Source organism: Pseudomonas multiresinivorans, from assembly GCF_012971725.1.
Lineage (GTDB): Bacteria > Pseudomonadota > Gammaproteobacteria > Pseudomonadales > Pseudomonadaceae > Pseudomonas > Pseudomonas multiresinivorans.
In genome coordinates this window covers 20,008-36,006 of record NZ_CP048833.1, presented here as the reverse complement: position 1 = coordinate 36,006, position 15,999 = coordinate 20,008, and the positions used below count along the sequence as shown (strand labels likewise).

At 65.9% G+C, this 15,999-nt stretch carries 12 protein-coding genes; 11 read left to right on the top strand and 1 reads right to left on the bottom strand.

The annotated features are described in order from the left end of the window. Window positions 1–210 precede the first annotated feature (210 nt). From bioF to G4G71_RS00100, 9 genes are all read left to right on the top strand, one after another. On the top strand, window positions 211–1,416 hold the full coding sequence (bioF, locus tag G4G71_RS00140) for an 8-amino-7-oxononanoate synthase (protein WP_169934923.1): 1,206 nt from the start codon (window positions 211–213) through the stop codon (window positions 1,414–1,416). Further along, window positions 1,409–2,134, top strand: coding sequence for an alpha/beta fold hydrolase (locus G4G71_RS00135; protein WP_169934922.1), 726 nt, complete (start codon window positions 1,409–1,411; stop codon window positions 2,132–2,134). Before bioF ends, G4G71_RS00135 begins: the two co-directional genes overlap by 8 nt. Further along, window positions 2,127–2,924: a malonyl-ACP O-methyltransferase BioC gene (bioC, locus tag G4G71_RS00130; RefSeq protein ID WP_169934921.1), complete on the top strand. Its 798-nt coding sequence runs from the start codon at window positions 2,127–2,129 to the stop codon at window positions 2,922–2,924. The genes G4G71_RS00135 and bioC overlap by 8 nt, the downstream gene beginning before the upstream one ends. A gap of 120 nt (window positions 2,925–3,044) precedes the next feature. Next, window positions 3,045–3,728: a dethiobiotin synthase gene (gene bioD / locus G4G71_RS00125; protein WP_169934920.1), complete on the top strand. Its 684-nt coding sequence runs from the start codon at window positions 3,045–3,047 to the stop codon at window positions 3,726–3,728. 74 nt (window positions 3,729–3,802) lie between these two features. Continuing rightward, window positions 3,803–4,033 carry a hypothetical protein gene (locus G4G71_RS00120; protein WP_169934919.1) on the top strand — a complete coding sequence of 77 codons (231 nt, stop codon included), beginning with the start codon at window positions 3,803–3,805 and terminating at the stop codon, window positions 4,031–4,033. Window positions 4,034–4,341: 308 nt separating this feature from the next. Then, window positions 4,342–6,147: a phenylacyl-CoA dehydrogenase gene (locus G4G71_RS00115; RefSeq protein WP_054908004.1), complete on the top strand. Its 1,806-nt coding sequence runs from the start codon at window positions 4,342–4,344 to the stop codon at window positions 6,145–6,147. A 165-nt stretch (window positions 6,148–6,312) separates the two neighbouring features. Further along, a complete protein-coding gene (locus G4G71_RS00110) occupies window positions 6,313–7,593 on the top strand; it encodes a GGDEF domain-containing protein (RefSeq protein WP_169934918.1) in 1,281 nt (426 codons plus the stop codon). A gap of 119 nt (window positions 7,594–7,712) precedes the next feature. Then, on the top strand, window positions 7,713–9,509 hold the full coding sequence (locus G4G71_RS00105) for an acyl-CoA dehydrogenase C-terminal domain-containing protein (RefSeq protein WP_169934917.1): 1,797 nt from the start codon (window positions 7,713–7,715) through the stop codon (window positions 9,507–9,509). A gap of 306 nt (window positions 9,510–9,815) precedes the next feature. Then, on the top strand, window positions 9,816–11,594 hold the full coding sequence (locus G4G71_RS00100) for an acyl-CoA dehydrogenase C-terminal domain-containing protein (protein ID WP_169934916.1): 1,779 nt from the start codon (window positions 9,816–9,818) through the stop codon (window positions 11,592–11,594). A gap of 509 nt (window positions 11,595–12,103) precedes the next feature. Here the strand turns inward: G4G71_RS00100 and G4G71_RS00095 are convergent. After that, window positions 12,104–12,982, bottom strand: a complete 879-nt coding sequence (locus tag G4G71_RS00095) for a LysR family transcriptional regulator (protein ID WP_024763624.1) — start codon at window positions 12,980–12,982, stop codon at window positions 12,104–12,106. A gap of 100 nt (window positions 12,983–13,082) precedes the next feature. Here G4G71_RS00095 and G4G71_RS00090 point away from each other — a divergent pair, with 100 nt between their 5' ends. Then, a complete protein-coding gene (locus G4G71_RS00090) occupies window positions 13,083–13,790 on the top strand; it encodes an MOSC domain-containing protein (protein WP_169934915.1) in 708 nt (235 codons plus the stop codon). Between the two features lie 207 nt (window positions 13,791–13,997). Continuing rightward, window positions 13,998–15,971: a PhoX family protein gene (locus G4G71_RS00085; protein WP_169934914.1), complete on the top strand. Its 1,974-nt coding sequence runs from the start codon at window positions 13,998–14,000 to the stop codon at window positions 15,969–15,971. The last annotated feature ends 28 nt before the right edge of the window (window positions 15,972–15,999 follow it).

The following is a 15,999-nucleotide window of genomic DNA, read 5'->3' as shown; positions in this document are numbered from 1 at the left end:
AGTGCCCCTCTCCCTAACCCTCTCCCGCAAGCGGGAGAGGGGACCGTTCGGTGCAGGCCGAAGCCTCTGTGTCAGCCGGCACGAACTGCTCCCTCTCCCTTCAGGGAGAGGGCTGGGGAGAGGGGAAGCATCGGCACGGACTTCGTGGAAGAAGACTGTTGCTCCTGCAGGTCCTTCATCCGGAGGACCGCCGCCGACACGGGGTTGCGTATGCCTTTTGATCTCGCCGCCCGCCTGGCCCAGCGCCAGGCGGAGGACCTCTACCGCCGCCGCCCGCTGCTTGAGTCGCCGCAGGGCCCGGAGGTGGTCATCGACGGCCAGCCGATGCTGGCCTTCTGTTCCAACGATTACCTGGGGCTGGCCAATCACCCCGAGGTGATTGCCGCACTGCGCGCCGGCGCCGAACGCTGGGGCGTCGGTGGTGGCGCCTCGCACCTGGTCAACGGCCACTGCGGCCCGCACCACGAACTGGAGCTGGCGCTCGCCGAGTTCACCGGCCGACCGCGCGCGCTGCTGTTCTCCACCGGCTACATGGCCAACCTCGGCACCGTCACTGCCCTCGTCGGCAAGGGTGACAGCGTGCTGGAGGACCGCCTCAACCACGCTTCGCTGCTGGATGCCGGGTTGCTCTCCGGTGCGCGCTTCTCGCGCTACCTGCACAACGATGCTGCCAGCCTCGCCTCGCGCCTGGAGAAGGCCGAAGGCAATACGCTGGTCGTCACCGATGGTGTGTTCAGCATGGACGGCGACCTGGCCGACCTGCCCAGTCTTTGCGCGACGGCTCGACAGCAGAATGCCTGGGTGATGGTCGACGACGCCCACGGCTTCGGCCCGCTGGGTGCTAGCGGCGGCGGTATCGTCGAACACTTCGGCTTGGGCATTGAGGACGTGCCCGTGCTGGTCGGCACCCTCGGCAAGGCCTTCGGCACCGCTGGCGCCTTCGTCGCGGGCAGCGAGGAGCTGATCGAGACGCTGATCCAGTTCGCCCGCCCCTACATCTACACCACCAGCCAGCCGCCCGCCGTGGCCTGCGCCACGCTGAAAAGCCTGGAGCTGCTGCGCGCCGAGCGCTGGCGCCGTGATCACCTGAATGCGCTGATCGCGCGTTTCCGCGCTGGTGCCGAGGCCATCGGCCTGAGCCTGATGGACAGCCCGACGCCGATCCAGCCAATCCTCATCGGCGGCAGTGCCCAGGCTATGGCGTTGTCGGTCGAGCTGCGCCAGCGCGGCATTCTGGTCGGCGCGATCCGCCCGCCCACCGTGCCGACCGGCACCGCGCGCCTGCGCGTGACGCTGTCCGCTTCGCACACCGAAGCGCAGGTCGATCGCCTGCTCGTGGCGCTGGCGGAGAGCTGGCAGCGCGTGTCGTCTAGCCTTCTGGCAGAGATCGATGCCGAGGAGGGCGATGATGCGTGACCAACTGATCCTGTTGCCAGGCTGGGGCCTGGGCAGCGCGCCGCTGGAACCGCTGCGTGATGCGCTGCTGGAGCAGGCACCGCATTTGAACGTGCAGATCGAGCCGCTGCCGGCGGACGCCGATCCGAATGCCTGGCTCGACGAACTGGACGACAATGTCGCCCACGACGCCTGGATCGCCGGCTGGTCGCTGGGCGGCATGCTCGGCGCCGAACTGGCCGCGCGCCGGAGCGAGTCCTGCCGCGGCTTGATCACGCTGGCCAGCAACCTCTGCTTCCGCCGCCGCGAGGACTGGCCGGAAGCGATGCCTAATGAGGTGTTCGAGGACTTCTTCGAAGCCTTCCTGCTGGAACCGCACCTGGTGCGCAAGCGCTTCACGATGTTGGTCAGCCAGGGGGCTCGCGACGCGCGCACTCTCGCTCGCCAGCTGCAGGTGGCGCTGCCGCAGATGAATGTCGAAGGGCTCACCGCCGGCCTGCAACTGTTGGGGCAGCTGGATACCCGCGCCGCATTGGGGCGCTATTCCGGACCGCAGTTGCACCTGTTCGCCGGCAACGATGCGCTGGTCCCGGCGAGCGCCGCGGATGCCTTGCTGGAGTGGCTGCCGGACGTCGAGGTCAACCTGCTGCCCGGAACCAGCCACGGGCTGCCACTGGAGCAGCCGGACGAAGTGGCCGGCGCCATCCTGCGTTTCATCCACGAGGGCGACGATGCCTGATTGCAGTAGTACCGGCCTGCCCGACAAGCGCCAAGTGGCCGCCTCCTTTTCCCGCGCCGCATCGACCTACGACGCAGTGGCTGAGCTGCAGCGTGCTGTCGGCAACCGTCTGCTGGAGTCTTTGCCAGCCGGGGGCGCGCCGCAGCGCTGGATCGACCTGGGGAGCGGTACCGGTTATTTCACCCGCGCGCTGGCGGCGCGTTATCCACAGGCGCAGGGACTGTCAGTCGACATTGCCGAGGGCATGCTGCGCCATGCCCGCGAGCAGGGTGGCGCGCAGTACTTTGTCGGCGGAGACGCCGAAAGCCTGCCACTGCGCGATGGCGCGGCGGACCTGCTGTTCTCCAGCCTGGCCCTGCAGTGGTGCGCCGATCTTCCGGCCGTGCTCGCAGAAGCGAGCCGAGTGCTGCGCCCCGGTGGCCTGCTTGCCTTCAGCAGCCTGTGCATCGGCACCCTGGGCGAGTTGCGGCAGAGCTGGGAGGAGGTAGACGGTTTCGTTCATGTGAACCGCTTCCGCGCCTTCGAGCAGTACCAGCGTCATTGCGCCGACAGCGACCTGGAGGTGTTGGAGCTGTGCACCGAGGATCGCGTCCTGCACTTCCCCGACCTGCGCAGCCTGACCCATGAACTCAAGGCGCTCGGTGCGCACAACCTCAACCCCGGCCGGCCCGACGGCCTCACCGGGCGCGAGCGGGTGCGCGCGCTGATCGCCGCCTACGAGCGCTTCCGCCAGCCCGAGGGGCTGCCGGCGACCTATCGGGTGGTCTATGCCGTCCTGCGCAAGAACTGAATCCTGTAGGAGCGAGCTTGCTCGCGAACACGCCCCAGCTTTGGTGCTGCCGGTGAGTCCCGTTCGCGAGCAAGAGCTGGGCGCCCCCCTCGATCCTACAAAGAGCACCAAGAGGAACCCATGTCCCACGCCTACTTCGTCACCGGCACCGACACCGAAATCGGCAAGACCACCATCGCCGCCGGCCTGCTCCACGCGGCGCGGCAGGCGGGTTTGTCCACCGCCGCTGCCAAGCCCGTGGCCTCCGGCTGTGAGCGTAGCCCCGAGGGCCTGCGCAACTCCGACGCGCTGGCGCTGCTGGGCGAGTGCAGCGTGCCGCTGGCTTACGAGCAGGTGAACCCCTTCGCCTTCGAGCCGGCCATTGCGCCGCACCTTGCCGCCCGCGAGCAGGGCGTGAAGCTGACGGTGGAAGCGCTCAAGGGGCCGGTGCGTTTGGTGCTGGAGCTGGGCGCCGACTTCACCCTGGTGGAAGGCGCCGGTGGCTGGCGCGTGCCGCTGGCGGGGGAGGAGAATCTGTCGGACCTTGCCGTCGCCCTCGGGCTGCCGGTGATCCTGGTGGTCGGGGTGCGCCTGGGCTGCATCAACCACGCCGTGCTCAGCGCTGAGGCCATCCAGCGCGACGGCCTGGTGCTGGCCGGCTGGGTGGCGAACATCGTCGACGCGCAGACCTCCCGTCTGGAAGAAAACCTCGCGACCCTCGCCGAGCGATTGCCCGCGCCCTGCCTCGGGCGAGTGCCGCGCCTGGCCTCGGCGACTCCGGCGGCGGTCTCTGCGTACCTGGACCTGGGCATCCTGGATTTGTAACCGAGCCTTGGCCTGGGGCGGTCTGTCTGCTTGAATAGTGGCCACTTGCTGCTTTTTGTTGTGGAGGCGCTGCGATGGAAATTTCCGGTAATGCTTTCTCTGCAGGCCTGTATGGCGTGCAGAGCGGCCAGCGCCGCGTCGACCGCGCCAGCAGCGACATCGCCACTGCCGGCACCGCTCCCAGCGAAGTGCTGAACGATCGCCTCGTGGACCTGCGCCGCGGCGAGCACGAGGTCAAGGCCAACGCCAAGGTCATCCAGGCAGCCGACGAAACGCTCGGCACGCTCATCGATATCCGCGCCTGACGGCCACTTTTCCCTGAACTGAATTCCCCTGGCGGCCGGCTGTCCTCACGACACGCCGGCCGCTCTGCCATGGGCTTTAATCAAGCTCAGGAGTTCGCTGTCGGAATGCCCGGCTGAGCGCCTTGCGAGCGTGACCGGATGGTCGGTTTGCACGCTTGACAAGGGTATGGCGTAAACGTATGTTTCAAACGCCTGTTTGACTGTCCGGATGCGTGCGCGCACCGACTGGGCGGCCGGGAATGCTCCCGCACTGCGACCGCAGCAACCGGTCGCCCATTAACCAGAACCCTTCGTAGAGGTTTACCGCTATGCCTGATTACAAGGCCCCCTTGCGTGATATCCGTTTCGTTCGCGACGAGCTGCTGGGCTACGAAGCGCACTACCAGAACCTGCCGGGCGCCGAAGACGCGACTCCGGATATGGTGAATGCCATCCTCGAAGAGGGTGCGAAGTTCTGCGAACAGGTAATCGCTCCGCTGAACCGTACTGGCGACCTGGAAGGCTGCAAATGGAGCCCGGAAGGCGTCAAGACTCCGACCGGCTTCAAGGAGGCCTACCAGCAGTTCGTCGAAGGCGGCTGGCCGAGCCTGGCCCATGACGTCGAGCACGGCGGTCAGGGCCTGCCCGAATCCCTCGGCCTTGCGATCAGCGAAATGGTCGGCCAGGCCAACTGGTCCTGGGGCATGTACCCGGGCCTGTCCCACGGCGCCATGAACACCCTGCACGCCCACGGCACCTCCGAGCAGCAGCACACCTACCTGACCAAGCTGGTTTCCGGCGAGTGGACCGGCACCATGTGCCTGACCGAGCCGCATTGCGGCACCGACCTGGGCATGCTGCGCACCAAGGCCGAGCCGCAGGCTGACGGCACCTACAAGATCACCGGCACCAAGATCTTCATCTCCGCTGGCGAACACGACATGGCCGACAACATCGTCCACATCGTGCTGGCTCGCCTGCCCGATGCCCCGCAGGGCACCAAGGGCATCTCGCTGTTCATCGTGCCGAAGTTCCTGCCCAACGCCGAAGGCAACGTGGGCGAGCGCAACGCCGTTTCCTGCGGCTCGCTCGAGCACAAGATGGGCATCCACGGCAACGCCACCTGCGTGATGAACTTCGACGCTGCTACCGGCTTCCTGATCGGCCCGCCGAACAAGGGCCTGAACTGCATGTTCACCTTCATGAACACCGCTCGCCTGGGTACCGCGCTGCAAGGCCTGGCCCACGCCGAAATCGGTTTCCAGGGTGGCATCGCCTACGCTCGCGAGCGTCTGCAGATGCGTTCGCTGACTGGCCCGAAAGCGCCGGAAAAAGCCGCTGACCCGATCATCGTGCACCCGGACGTACGTCGCATGCTGCTGACCGCCAAGGCTTTCGCCGAAGGCAACCGCGCCATGCTGTACTTCGCTGCCAAGCAGGTCGACATCGTCCAGCGCAGCCAGGACGAAGAAGAGAAGAAAGCCGCTGACTCGATGCTGGCCTTCCTCACCCCGATCGCCAAGGCGTTCATGACCGAAGTGGGCTTCGAAGCCGCCAACCACGGTGTGCAGATCTATGGCGGCCACGGCTTCATCGCCGAGCACGGCATGGAGCAGAACGTCCGCGACAGCCGCATCTCCATGCTGTACGAAGGCACCACCGGCGTTCAGGCGCTGGACCTGCTGGGCCGCAAGATCCTCATGACCCAGGGCGAAGCGCTCAAGGGCTTCACCAAGATCGTGCACAAGTTCTGCCAGGCCAACGAAGCCAACGAAGCCGTCAAGGAGTTCGTTGCACCGCTGGCTGCGCTGAACAAGGAGTGGGGCGACCTGACCATGAAGGTCGGCATGGCCGCCATGAAGGACCGCGAGGAAGTCGGCGCCGCATCGGTCGACTACCTGATGTTCTCCGGCTACGCCTGCCTGGCCTACTTCTGGGCCGACATGGCTCGCCTGGCTGCCGAGAAGCTGGCTGCCGGTACCAGCGAAGAGGCCTTCTACCAGGCCAAGCTGAAGACCGCGCGCTTCTACTTCCAGCGCATCCTGCCGCGCACCCGCGCGCACGTTGGCTCCATGCTGTCCGGCGCCAACAACCTGATGGACCTGGCCGAGGAAGATTTCGCCCTCGGTTACTGATCAGGGGAGGGCGGCTCGCCGTCCGTCTGCTGAACAGGAAGAAGCCCGCCGCAAGGCGGGCTTTTTCGTATCCGATCCCACACAAATGTCCGCAGAAAATGCCATCATTACGCCACTTGCCGATAGACTGACGGCGAGCCCGGCACCCACCTTGCGGAACCCCCTGTGCGACCCACGGCCCCCTACCGGCTCAGCCACTTCCTCACGCCCCTGTTGCTGATCCCGGCCGGCATCGCCGCCGGCTCCCTGGCCGAACTGTCCGATTTCTTCACCTCCCTGTTCAACGTCCTGCCGACCCTGTTGCTGCTGCTCGGCGGTGCGCTGTGCATGGTCTATGGGCGCCAGCGTCAGCTGTTCATGCTGGCGGTGGTCTACATCGCCTATTTCCTCCTCGATACCCAGGTCGACTACTTCCAGGCGCACCGCGTGGTACTCCCGGAGGCGGCGCTGGTGTTCCATCTCTGTTGCGTGCTGCTGCCGCTGCTCTACGGCATGTACGGCATCTGGCAGGAGCGCATGCATATGCTGCAGGACCTGCTCGCCCGCAGCGCCGCGCTGATCGCCGTGGTGGGCGTGGCGACCGCCCTGGCCAAGCGCTTCCCGCAGGGCCTGGCGGAGCTGCTCAGCGACACCTACTGGCCGTCGCTGCACGGCCAGTGGATGAGCCTCGCGCAGCTGTCCTACTTCGGCTTCATCATCGCCCTGATTGCGCTGGTCGCGGCCTACGTGCGCCAGCCGCGGCCGTTGCATGCGGCGCAACTGCTGGGTCTGCTCGGCCTGCTGTGGATGCTGCCCAAAGTCTTCATCCTGCCCCATGCGCTCACCGTGATGACCAGCCTGGTGATGCTCACCCTGGCCGGCGCCGTCGCACACGAGGCGTACCAGATGGCCTTCCGCGACGAACTCACCGGCCTGCCGGGGCGTCGCGCATTGAACGAGCGCTTCCAGCGCCTGGGCCAGCAGTACGTGCTGGCGATGATCGACGTCGACCACTTCAAGAAATTCAACGACAGCCACGGCCACGACGTCGGCGACCAGGTGCTGCGCATGGTCGCCAGCCAGCTGCGTCGCACGGGTGGCGGCGGCAAGGCGTACCGTTATGGCGGCGAGGAATTCACCCTGGTGTTCGCCGGCAAGACGGTGGAACAGTGCCTGCCGTACCTCGACGGCGTGCGCCAGGCCATCGAGAGTTACGCCATGCACCTGCGCGATCGCGGCAACCGCCCCAAGGATGACCGCCAGGGTCGCAGCAAACGCGGCGGCAAGGATGCGCAGACCGTTTCGGTCACCATCAGCGTCGGCGTCGCCGAGCGCGACGGCGAGCGGCGCAGCCCGGAGGAAGTCATCAAGGGCGCCGATGAGGCGCTGTACTCGGCCAAGAGCGGCGGGCGCAACCGCGTGGCCGTACACGGGCAATCCCGTCGCGGCGCGGTGCGCACTGCCTGACCCGGCCGGGTTATGACCACGCATTCAGCGCGTGCAGCGTGATTGTCCGGGCGGTCATGCACCGTTAGGTTCGAAGTTTGCGCGCCATTGTGGCGCCCTGAACCGAACGGAGATTCGCGATGCCCGAGTACAAGGCTCCCCTGCGCGACGTGCGCTTCCTCACCGACGAAGTCTTCGACTTCACTGGCCGCTACGAAGCCCTCGGCGCCACCGACGCCACCCCGGACATGTTCGCCGCCATCCTCGAGGAAGGCGCGAAGTTCTGCGAACAGGTCATCGCCCCGCTGAACCGCTCCGGCGACGAGGAAGGCTGCCACTTCGACAACGGCGTGGTGACCACGCCCAAGGGCTTCAAGGAAGCCTTCGCGCAGTACGTCGAGGCCGGCTGGAACGGCGTTTCCAGCGATCCGGAATACGGTGGCCAGGGCCTGCCGCCGTCCCTCGGCCTGCTGGTCAGCGAGATGATCGGCGCCTCCAACTGCTCCTGGGGCATGTACCCGGGCCTGACCAAGGGCGCCATGGCCGCCATCCACGCCCACGGCACCGTCGAGCAGAAGAACACCTACCTGCCGCGCATGACCAGCGCGGTATGGACCGGCACCATGTGCCTGACCGAACCGCATTGCGGCACCGACCTGGGCATCATCAAGACCCGCGCCGTGCCCAACGCCGACGGCAGCTACGCGATCACCGGCACCAAGATATTCATCTCCGCCGGCGAGCATGATCTCTCCGAGAACATCATCCACCTGGTCCTGGCCAAGCTGCCTGACGCGCCGGCCGGCACCAAGGGCATCTCGCTGTTCATCGTTCCCAAGTTCAACCTCGACGCGAACGGCGAGGCCGGAGAGCGCAACGCCGTGGCCTGCGGCTCCATCGAGCACAAGATGGGCATCAAGGCGTCCGCCACCTGCGTGATGAACTTCGATGGCGCCAAGGGCTTCCTGATCGGCGAGGCCAACAAGGGCCTGGCCTGCATGTTCACCATGATGAACCACGCGCGCCTGGGCACCGGCATGCAGGGCCTCTGCCTCGGCGAGACCAGCTACCAGGGTGCCGTGCGCTACGCCCAGGACCGTCTGCAGATGCGTTCGCTGACCGGGCCGAAAGCGCCGGAGAAACCCGCCGACCCGATCATCGTCCACCCGGACGTGCGCCGCATGCTGCTGATCATGAAGGCGTTCAACGAGGGCAACCGCGCGCTGGCGTACTTCACCGCGCAACTGCTGGACATCGAACACCTCTCCCAGGACGCCGAGGAGCGCGAGCGCGCCGGCAACCTGCTGGCCTTCCTGACGCCGATCTGCAAGGCCTTCATGACCGAGACCGGTCTGGAAGTCACCAACCACGGCATGCAGGTGTTCGGCGGCCACGGCTTCATCCGCGAATGGGGCATGGAGCAGCTGGTGCGCGACTGCCGCATCGCGCCAATCTACGAGGGCACCAACGGTATCCAGGCGCTGGACCTGCTGGGTCGCAAGGTCCTCGGTAGCCAGGGCAAGCTGCTGATGGGCTTCACCAAGCTGGTCCACCAGCTCTGCCTGCAGCACGCCGAGCACCCTCAACTCAAGGCCCAGATCGCCCAGTTGGCAGCGCTGAACAAGCAGTGGGGCGAGCTGACCCAGAAGCTCGGCCTGGCCGCCATGAAGAACCCGGACGAAGTCGGCGCCGCCTCGGTGGATTACCTGATGTACTCCGGCTACATCACCCTCGGCTACTTCTGGCTGCGCATGGCGCTGGTCGCCCAGCAGAAGCTGGAGGAGGGCGCTGGCGAGAAGGCCTTCTACGAAACCAAGCTGGCCACCGCCGAGTTCTACTTCAGCCGCCTGCTGCCCCGCGCGCTGTCCCACGTGGCGGCGGCGGAAGCCGGTTCCGAGGTGCTGATGCGCCTGTCGGCCGAGCAGTTCGCCTTGTAATCCCTGGCTGATCGCGTAGGGCGGATAAAGCGGAACGCTTTATCCGCCGGTCCAAACGGCGGATAACGCCCTTGGCGTTATGCGCCCTACGTGCTGGAGACCGTGTGCCAGACAAGGAGGCCCGCCCTGCGCGGGCCTTCTGCCCATCGCTACAAAATGTGACTAAGCTGTAGTTGTATGGTCACAACATGACGCTTAAAGTCTGAAAAGTTGTTGGAGTAAACTCCGGCGGCGTACCTTCGTGTACCTCCTATTCTGATACCGCTGGCTGCCTGATCAGCCGTCGTTTTCGTTCGAGGATCCATCATGGCTGACTACAAAGCTCCCCTGCGCGACATGCAATTCGTCCTCAATGAAGTCTTCGAGGTCGCCAATCTGTGGGCCGAACTGCCTGCCCTGGCCGAAACCGTCGACGTCGAGACCGCGGCCGCGATCCTCGAAGAGGCCGGCAAGGTTACCGGCGGCGTGATCGCCCCGCTGAACCGCAGCGGCGACGAAGAAGGCTGCAGCTGGAGCGCCGAGGGCGTGAAGACCCCGGCCGGCTTCCCCGAGGGCTACCGCACCTACGCCGAAGGCGGCTGGGTGGGTGTGGGCGGCGCGCCGGAATTCGGCGGCATGGGCATGCCCAAGGTGATCGGCGCCCAGGTCGAGGAAATGGTCAACTCGGCCAACCTGTCCTTCGGCCTGTACCCGATGCTGACCGCCGGCGCCTGCCTGTCGCTGCTCAACCACGCCAGCGAAGAACTCAAGGCCAAGTACCTGCCGAACATGTACGCCGGCACCTGGGCCGGTTCCATGTGCCTGACCGAGCCGCACGCCGGCACAGACCTGGGCATCATCCGCACCAAGGCCGAACCGCAGGCTGACGGCAGCTACAAGATTTCCGGCACCAAGATCTTCATCACTGGCGGTGAGCACGACCTGACCGAGAACATCATCCACCTGGTGCTGGCCAAGCTCCCCGACGCGCCGGCAGGCTCCAAGGGCATCTCGCTGTTCCTGGTGCCGAAGGTGATGGTCAACGCCGACGGTTCCCTGGCCGAACGCAACGCCGTGTCCTGTGGCTCCATCGAGCACAAGATGGGCATCAAGGGCTCCGCCACCTGCGTGATGAACTTCGACGGCGCCACCGGCTGGATCGTCGACGCTCCGAACAAGGGCCTGGCCGCCATGTTCACCATGATGAACTACGAGCGCCTGGGCGTCGGCATCCAGGGCCTGGCCACTGGCGAGCGCTCCTACCAGAGCGCCGTGGAATACGCCCGCGAGCGTATCCAGAGCCGCGCGCCGACCGGCCCGGTCGCCAAGGACAAGGCCGCCGACCCGATCATCGTCCACCCGGACGTGCGTCGCATGCTGCTGACCATGAAGGCGCTGAACGAGGGCGGCCGTGCCTTCTCCAGCTACGTTGCCATGCAGCTGGACACCGCCAAGTACAGCGAAGAGCCGACCACCCGCAAGCGCGCCGAGGAACTGGTCGCCCTGCTGACCCCGGTGGCCAAGGCCTTCCTTACCGACATGGGCCTGGAAACCACTATCCATGGCCAGCAGATCTTCGGCGGCCACGGCTTCATCCGCGAGTGGGGCCAGGAGCAACTGGTGCGTGATTGCCGCATCACCCAGATCTACGAAGGCACCAACGGCATCCAGGCGCTGGACCTGATGGGCCGCAAGATCGTCGGCAGCGGCGGCGCTTACTCCAAGCTGTTCACCGACGAGATCCGTGCATTCACCGCATCGGCCTCTGCCGAGCTGGCCGAGTTCACCGGCCCGCTGAACGCCGCCGTGCAGAACCTGGACGAGCTGACCGCGTGGGTCCTGGACCGTGCCAAGGGCAACCCGAACGAGATCGGCGCTGCCTCGGTCGAATACCTGCACGCCTTCGGCTACACCGCCTACGCGTACATGTGGGCGCTGATGGCCCGCGCTTCGCTGGGCAAGGAAGGCCAGGACGAGTTCTACGCCAGCAAGCTGGGCACCGCGCGCTTCTACTTCGCCCGCCTGCTGCCGCGTATCCACTCCCTGACCGCCTCGGTGAAGGCCGGCAGCGAGTCGCTGTACCTGCTGGACGCCGCACAGTTCTAAGCGGTCGCGTATGAAAAGCCCCGCCTTGGCGGGGCTTTTTTATTGGGATATTTCCTTTGAGAAGAAGGGTATTTCGAATCTTTGTAAGCTATGGCTTACAAACAGCGGTGGTGATCGGCGTCTTTCTGACAAAGGCCTACAGCGGTAACCTTTATCTCAGTCAGGACATTGCGCAGGAAGCGCCAACGACAATACGGAAACAAGGGAATCCACCAAGGACGGTGGCTAGCACGGACGTCAGGATATCGGTCTGCAAAACCCCGCCTCGAAAGAGGCGGGGTTTTTTCTTTGCCTGTGATTCCTGCCCGCCTGAGGGCGCCCACTCGTAGGGCGAATAACGCGCCAGCGTTATCCGCCGCTGCCAGGGCCGGCGGATAACCTGTTCCAGGTTATGCGCCCTACGCAGCTGTGTTGGAGCCACTTGTAGGAGCGAGCTTGCTCGCGAACAAACTCTGCGGCGGGTCTGGGTTCGCGAGCAAGCTCGCTCCTACAAGGCTGCCCCTGTGCGTTCATACGGCGCCGTCGAGCAACGAACGCAGCAACTCCACTGTCGGCTGCTGGCGCTGCGCATCGCGATAGACCAATCCCACGCTCAGCGGAATGCGCGGCTCGCTCAGGGGTTTCCAGAGCAAATCCTTGTGCGCATGCATCTGCCGCGCACGGCCGGGGAGGACCGTGGCGAAACGGCTCTGCGGCAGGCTGTCGAGGATGCCGCCCATATGGTTCAGCTCCGCTTGCACCCGTGGCCGCCGGCCAATGGCCGCCAGTTGCTCCTGCCAGATCTGCCGGGCACGAAATTCTTCGCCCAGCAGCAGCATCGGCAATTCGGCGGCCTGGGCCAGCGACACCTTCTTGAAGTCCTTCAGCGGATGGTCCGCCGGGATCACCAGTTGCAGTTCGTCTGGATACAGCTCCACGCCGTGCAGCGCCGGCTGGCGCGGCGGCAGGAAGCCGATGCCGATATCCAGTTGGCCGATCAACAGGCGGCGCTCGATCTCCACGCCGGAGAGCTCGTAGATGCGCACCTGCACGTGAGGTTGCGCCGCATGCAGGCGTTCCACCAGATGCGGAACCAGGCTCGCGTTGACCGTCTGCAGCACGCCAATGGCCAAACTGCGTGCGCTCTGCCCACGGAAGCCGCGCAGCGCCTCGCGGGCGCGCTCCAGGCCTTCGAGCAGCGGCACCGCGTGGTTGTACAGCGTGTGCGCGGCGGCGGTCGGCAGCAGGCGCTTGCCGCTGCGCTGGAACAGTGCGACGTCGAGGTTCTGCTCCAACTGGCGAATCTGCTGCGATAGCGCCGGCTGGGAAATCGCCAGGCGTTCGGCGGCGCGCCCGACATGGCCTTCCTCGTAAAGCGCGACGAAATAGCGGAGCTGGCGGAAATCCATAAGGTCTGCTTATCAACGAAACTGGAAAATCGAAATGGAGTGTCACCCCTCCAGGCCACTACTCTAGCGCTTGTCCGCTGTCTCAGATGGGTAGACAAAGGTGGAAAGCATCGTCATCCAGGGCGTTTTCATAGGCAAAGTCGAAGAAAGCTGGGGAGGTCTGCTCAGCGATATCGACAAGCTGGAAACGCATCAGGAAGTCTGGCTCGGCGCCGAAGGGCTGCCGGGGGACGCACGGGCCGACCTGCGCCGCGACGGAGGCCTGGACCGCGCCTTGCATCACTATCCGGCCGAGCACTACCGCCACTGGCGCAAGCAGCACCCGCAGACGCGCTGGCGACAGCCGGCCTTCGGCGAGAACCTGTCGACCTTCGGCCTCAACGAACACGAGGTGTGTATCGGCGACCTGTTCCGCTGGGGCGAGGCGCTGATCGAAGTGAGCCAGCCGCGCTCGCCCAGCTACCGCCTGGCGCGGCGCTGGAACCTGCCCGAGCTTCCGCTGGAAGTGCAGGAGCAGGGTCGCTGCGGCTGGTTCTACCGGGTGCGCCGCTCCGGCATGGTCGTGCCCGACGCACCGCTGGAACTGGTGCAGCGGCACTACCCGCAGCTTTCCGTGGCGAGCCTGCTGGACTGGTACTTCGGCCACCCGCTGGACCGAACCGGGCTGCGCCTGATGATGGCCTGCGATGCTTTATCCCTGCGCTGGCGCAAGACCGCCGCGCAACGCCTCACCAGTGGCGTGCTGGAAGACTGGACGGCCCGCCTGGCGGGCCCCGAATGTTCGGAGCAGGGCGGCCTGCAAGCCTGAGCCGCACTGTTTCGCAAATGCCCTCGCGCCCGCCCCCGGACGTCGTCTTGGTCCTGCGGGGCGGCTTTTATTCCCGCCGCCGAGCCTGTCACAGGACTCGGCGGCGCTGTCATGCCGTCGTAACACCGCGTTCCTAACCTTCCGCCGATAGCTTCTACTGGCAACCCGAGCCGACCATAGAGCGGCCCTGCGGAAGGACTCCCCGTGATGAGCGAACGTTTCCAGGATTTCCACGACCGATTGGCCGCCTTCGACGACCAGTCGATCAACCCCTCCGCCAACGTGCCGATGAGCGAGCTGATCGACGCCTCGCGCCGCCGCCTGCTGAAGAACAGCCTGGTGCTCGGCGCCGTCGGCTTCCTCGGCGGCGGCCTGTTCCCCGGCCGCTCCCTGTTCGCCGCCGATGCCCCGGTGCCGACCGGGCTGCTGGGCTTCAAGGGCGTGCCGGTGCAGCAGGATGCGAAGTTCGACCGCGTGATAGTCGCCGACGGTTATACCGCGCGGCCGTTCTTCTCCTGGGGCGATGCGGTGGTGACCGGCTCGCCGGCCTGGAAAGGTGACGCCAGCGAAGACTGGAAAGCCCAGGAGCTTCAGGCCGGCGACAACCATGACGGCATGCACTACTTCCCCTTCCCCGATGCGCCGGACAGCCACGGTCTGCTGGTGATCAACCACGAGTACATCAACCCGACGCTGCACCCCAAGGGCCAGACCTTCGAGGATCGCCCCGACGGCACCCGTGGTCGCCCGGAAGCCGAGGTGCGCAAAGAGATCGCCGCCCACGGCCTCAGCGTCATTGAGGTGAAGAAGGACGCTGGCGGCCAATGGCAGCGCGTTGAAGGTTCGAGCTACAACCGCCGTATCACCGGCAGCTCGCCGCTGGCCCTGTCCGGCCCGCTGGCCGGCCACGACCTGCTGCGCACCGCCAGCGATCCGGAGGCGAAACAGGTGCTGGGCACCCTGAACAACTGCTCCATGGGCGTCACGCCGTGGGGCACCTACCTTGCGTGCGAGGAAAACTGGCACCAGTACTTCGTCAACCGCAACAAGGCCGACTACGCCAAGCGCCTCTCGCACAAGCGTTATGGGCTGTCCAACGGCCAGTTCAGCAACTACTACGCCTGGGAGGCGGTGGACGAACGCTTCGATGCCACGCCGAAAGCCGACCAGCCCCACGGTGGCCACGTCAACGAACCGAACCGTTTCGGCTGGGTGGTGGAGATCGACCCCTTCGATCCGACATCCACGCCGAAGAAGCGCACCGCTGTTGGCCGCTTCTGCCGCGAGTGCTCGACCCTCTCGCTGGGCGCGGATAACCGCATGGCCTACTACTATGGCGACGACACCAAGGGCGAGTACATCTACAAGTTCGTTCCGGCGGGCAAGTACGATCCGGCCAACCGAGCGGCCAACATCGGCCTGCTGGACGAGGGCATCCTCTACGTCGCGCGCTTCAACGCCGACGGCAGTGGCCAGTGGCTGCCGCTGGTGCACGGGCAGAATGGCCTGACCACCGAGAATGGCTTCGCCAGCCAGGCCGAGGTACTGGTCAACGCCCGTGCCGCCGCCGACCTGCTGGGTGCCACGCCGATGGATCGTCCCGAGTGGGTCGCGGTGCAGCAGACCACCCGTGAGGTCTACGTCAGCCTCACCAACAACGATGCGCGCGGCAAGAAGCAGGCGGTGGACGCGGCCAACCCGCGCAAGGAAAACCTGCACGGGCAGATTCTGCGCTGGAACGAAGCCGGCGGCGATCCAACCGCCACCACCTTCGAGTGGGAAATCTTCCTGCTGGCTGGCGAGCACAAGGGCTCCACTGCGCCGGAGAACCTGATCGGCACCATCAACGGCGATATCTTCTCCTCGCCGGATGGGCTGTATTTCGACACCACCGGCCGCCTCTGGATCGAGACCGACTACGACGATGCCGAGGCCCCGATGCAGGCCATGGGCTGCAACCAGCTGCTCTGCGCCGACCCGCACAGCCGCGAGGTGCGCCGCTTCCTGGTCGGCCCGCGAGGCTGCGAGCTGACGGGGATTACCCAGAGCCCGGATGGCAGGACGATGTGGGTGAATATCCAGCACCCGGGCATCAGCTTCCCGGCCAGCGACGGCAAGAGCATCCCGCGCTCTACGACGATGGTGATCACCAAGGATGATGGGGGTGTGATCGGGACATGATGGGCAGAGTGGCGAGGGTGAAGGGCTT

What these genes read in the sequence shown, in the direction of transcription:
- bioF (WP_169934923.1), top strand. Translation starts at nt 211, where the DNA reads ATGCCTTTTGATCTCGCCGCCCGCCTGGCCCAGCGCCAGGCGGAGGAC.
- G4G71_RS00135 (WP_169934922.1), top strand. Translation starts at nt 1,409, where the DNA reads ATGCGTGACCAACTGATCCTGTTGCCAGGCTGGGGCCTGGGCAGCGCG.
- bioC (WP_169934921.1), top strand. Translation starts at nt 2,127, where the DNA reads ATGCCTGATTGCAGTAGTACCGGCCTGCCCGACAAGCGCCAAGTGGCC.
- bioD (WP_169934920.1), top strand. Translation starts at nt 3,045, where the DNA reads ATGTCCCACGCCTACTTCGTCACCGGCACCGACACCGAAATCGGCAAG.
- G4G71_RS00120 (WP_169934919.1), top strand. Translation starts at nt 3,803, where the DNA reads ATGGAAATTTCCGGTAATGCTTTCTCTGCAGGCCTGTATGGCGTGCAG.
- G4G71_RS00115 (WP_054908004.1), top strand. Translation starts at nt 4,342, where the DNA reads ATGCCTGATTACAAGGCCCCCTTGCGTGATATCCGTTTCGTTCGCGAC.
- G4G71_RS00105 (WP_169934917.1), top strand. Translation starts at nt 7,713, where the DNA reads ATGCCCGAGTACAAGGCTCCCCTGCGCGACGTGCGCTTCCTCACCGAC.
- G4G71_RS00100 (WP_169934916.1), top strand. Translation starts at nt 9,816, where the DNA reads ATGGCTGACTACAAAGCTCCCCTGCGCGACATGCAATTCGTCCTCAAT.
- G4G71_RS00095 (WP_024763624.1), bottom strand. Translation starts at nt 12,982, where the DNA reads ATGGATTTCCGCCAGCTCCGCTATTTCGTCGCGCTTTACGAGGAAGGC.
- G4G71_RS00085 (WP_169934914.1), top strand. Translation starts at nt 13,998, where the DNA reads ATGAGCGAACGTTTCCAGGATTTCCACGACCGATTGGCCGCCTTCGAC.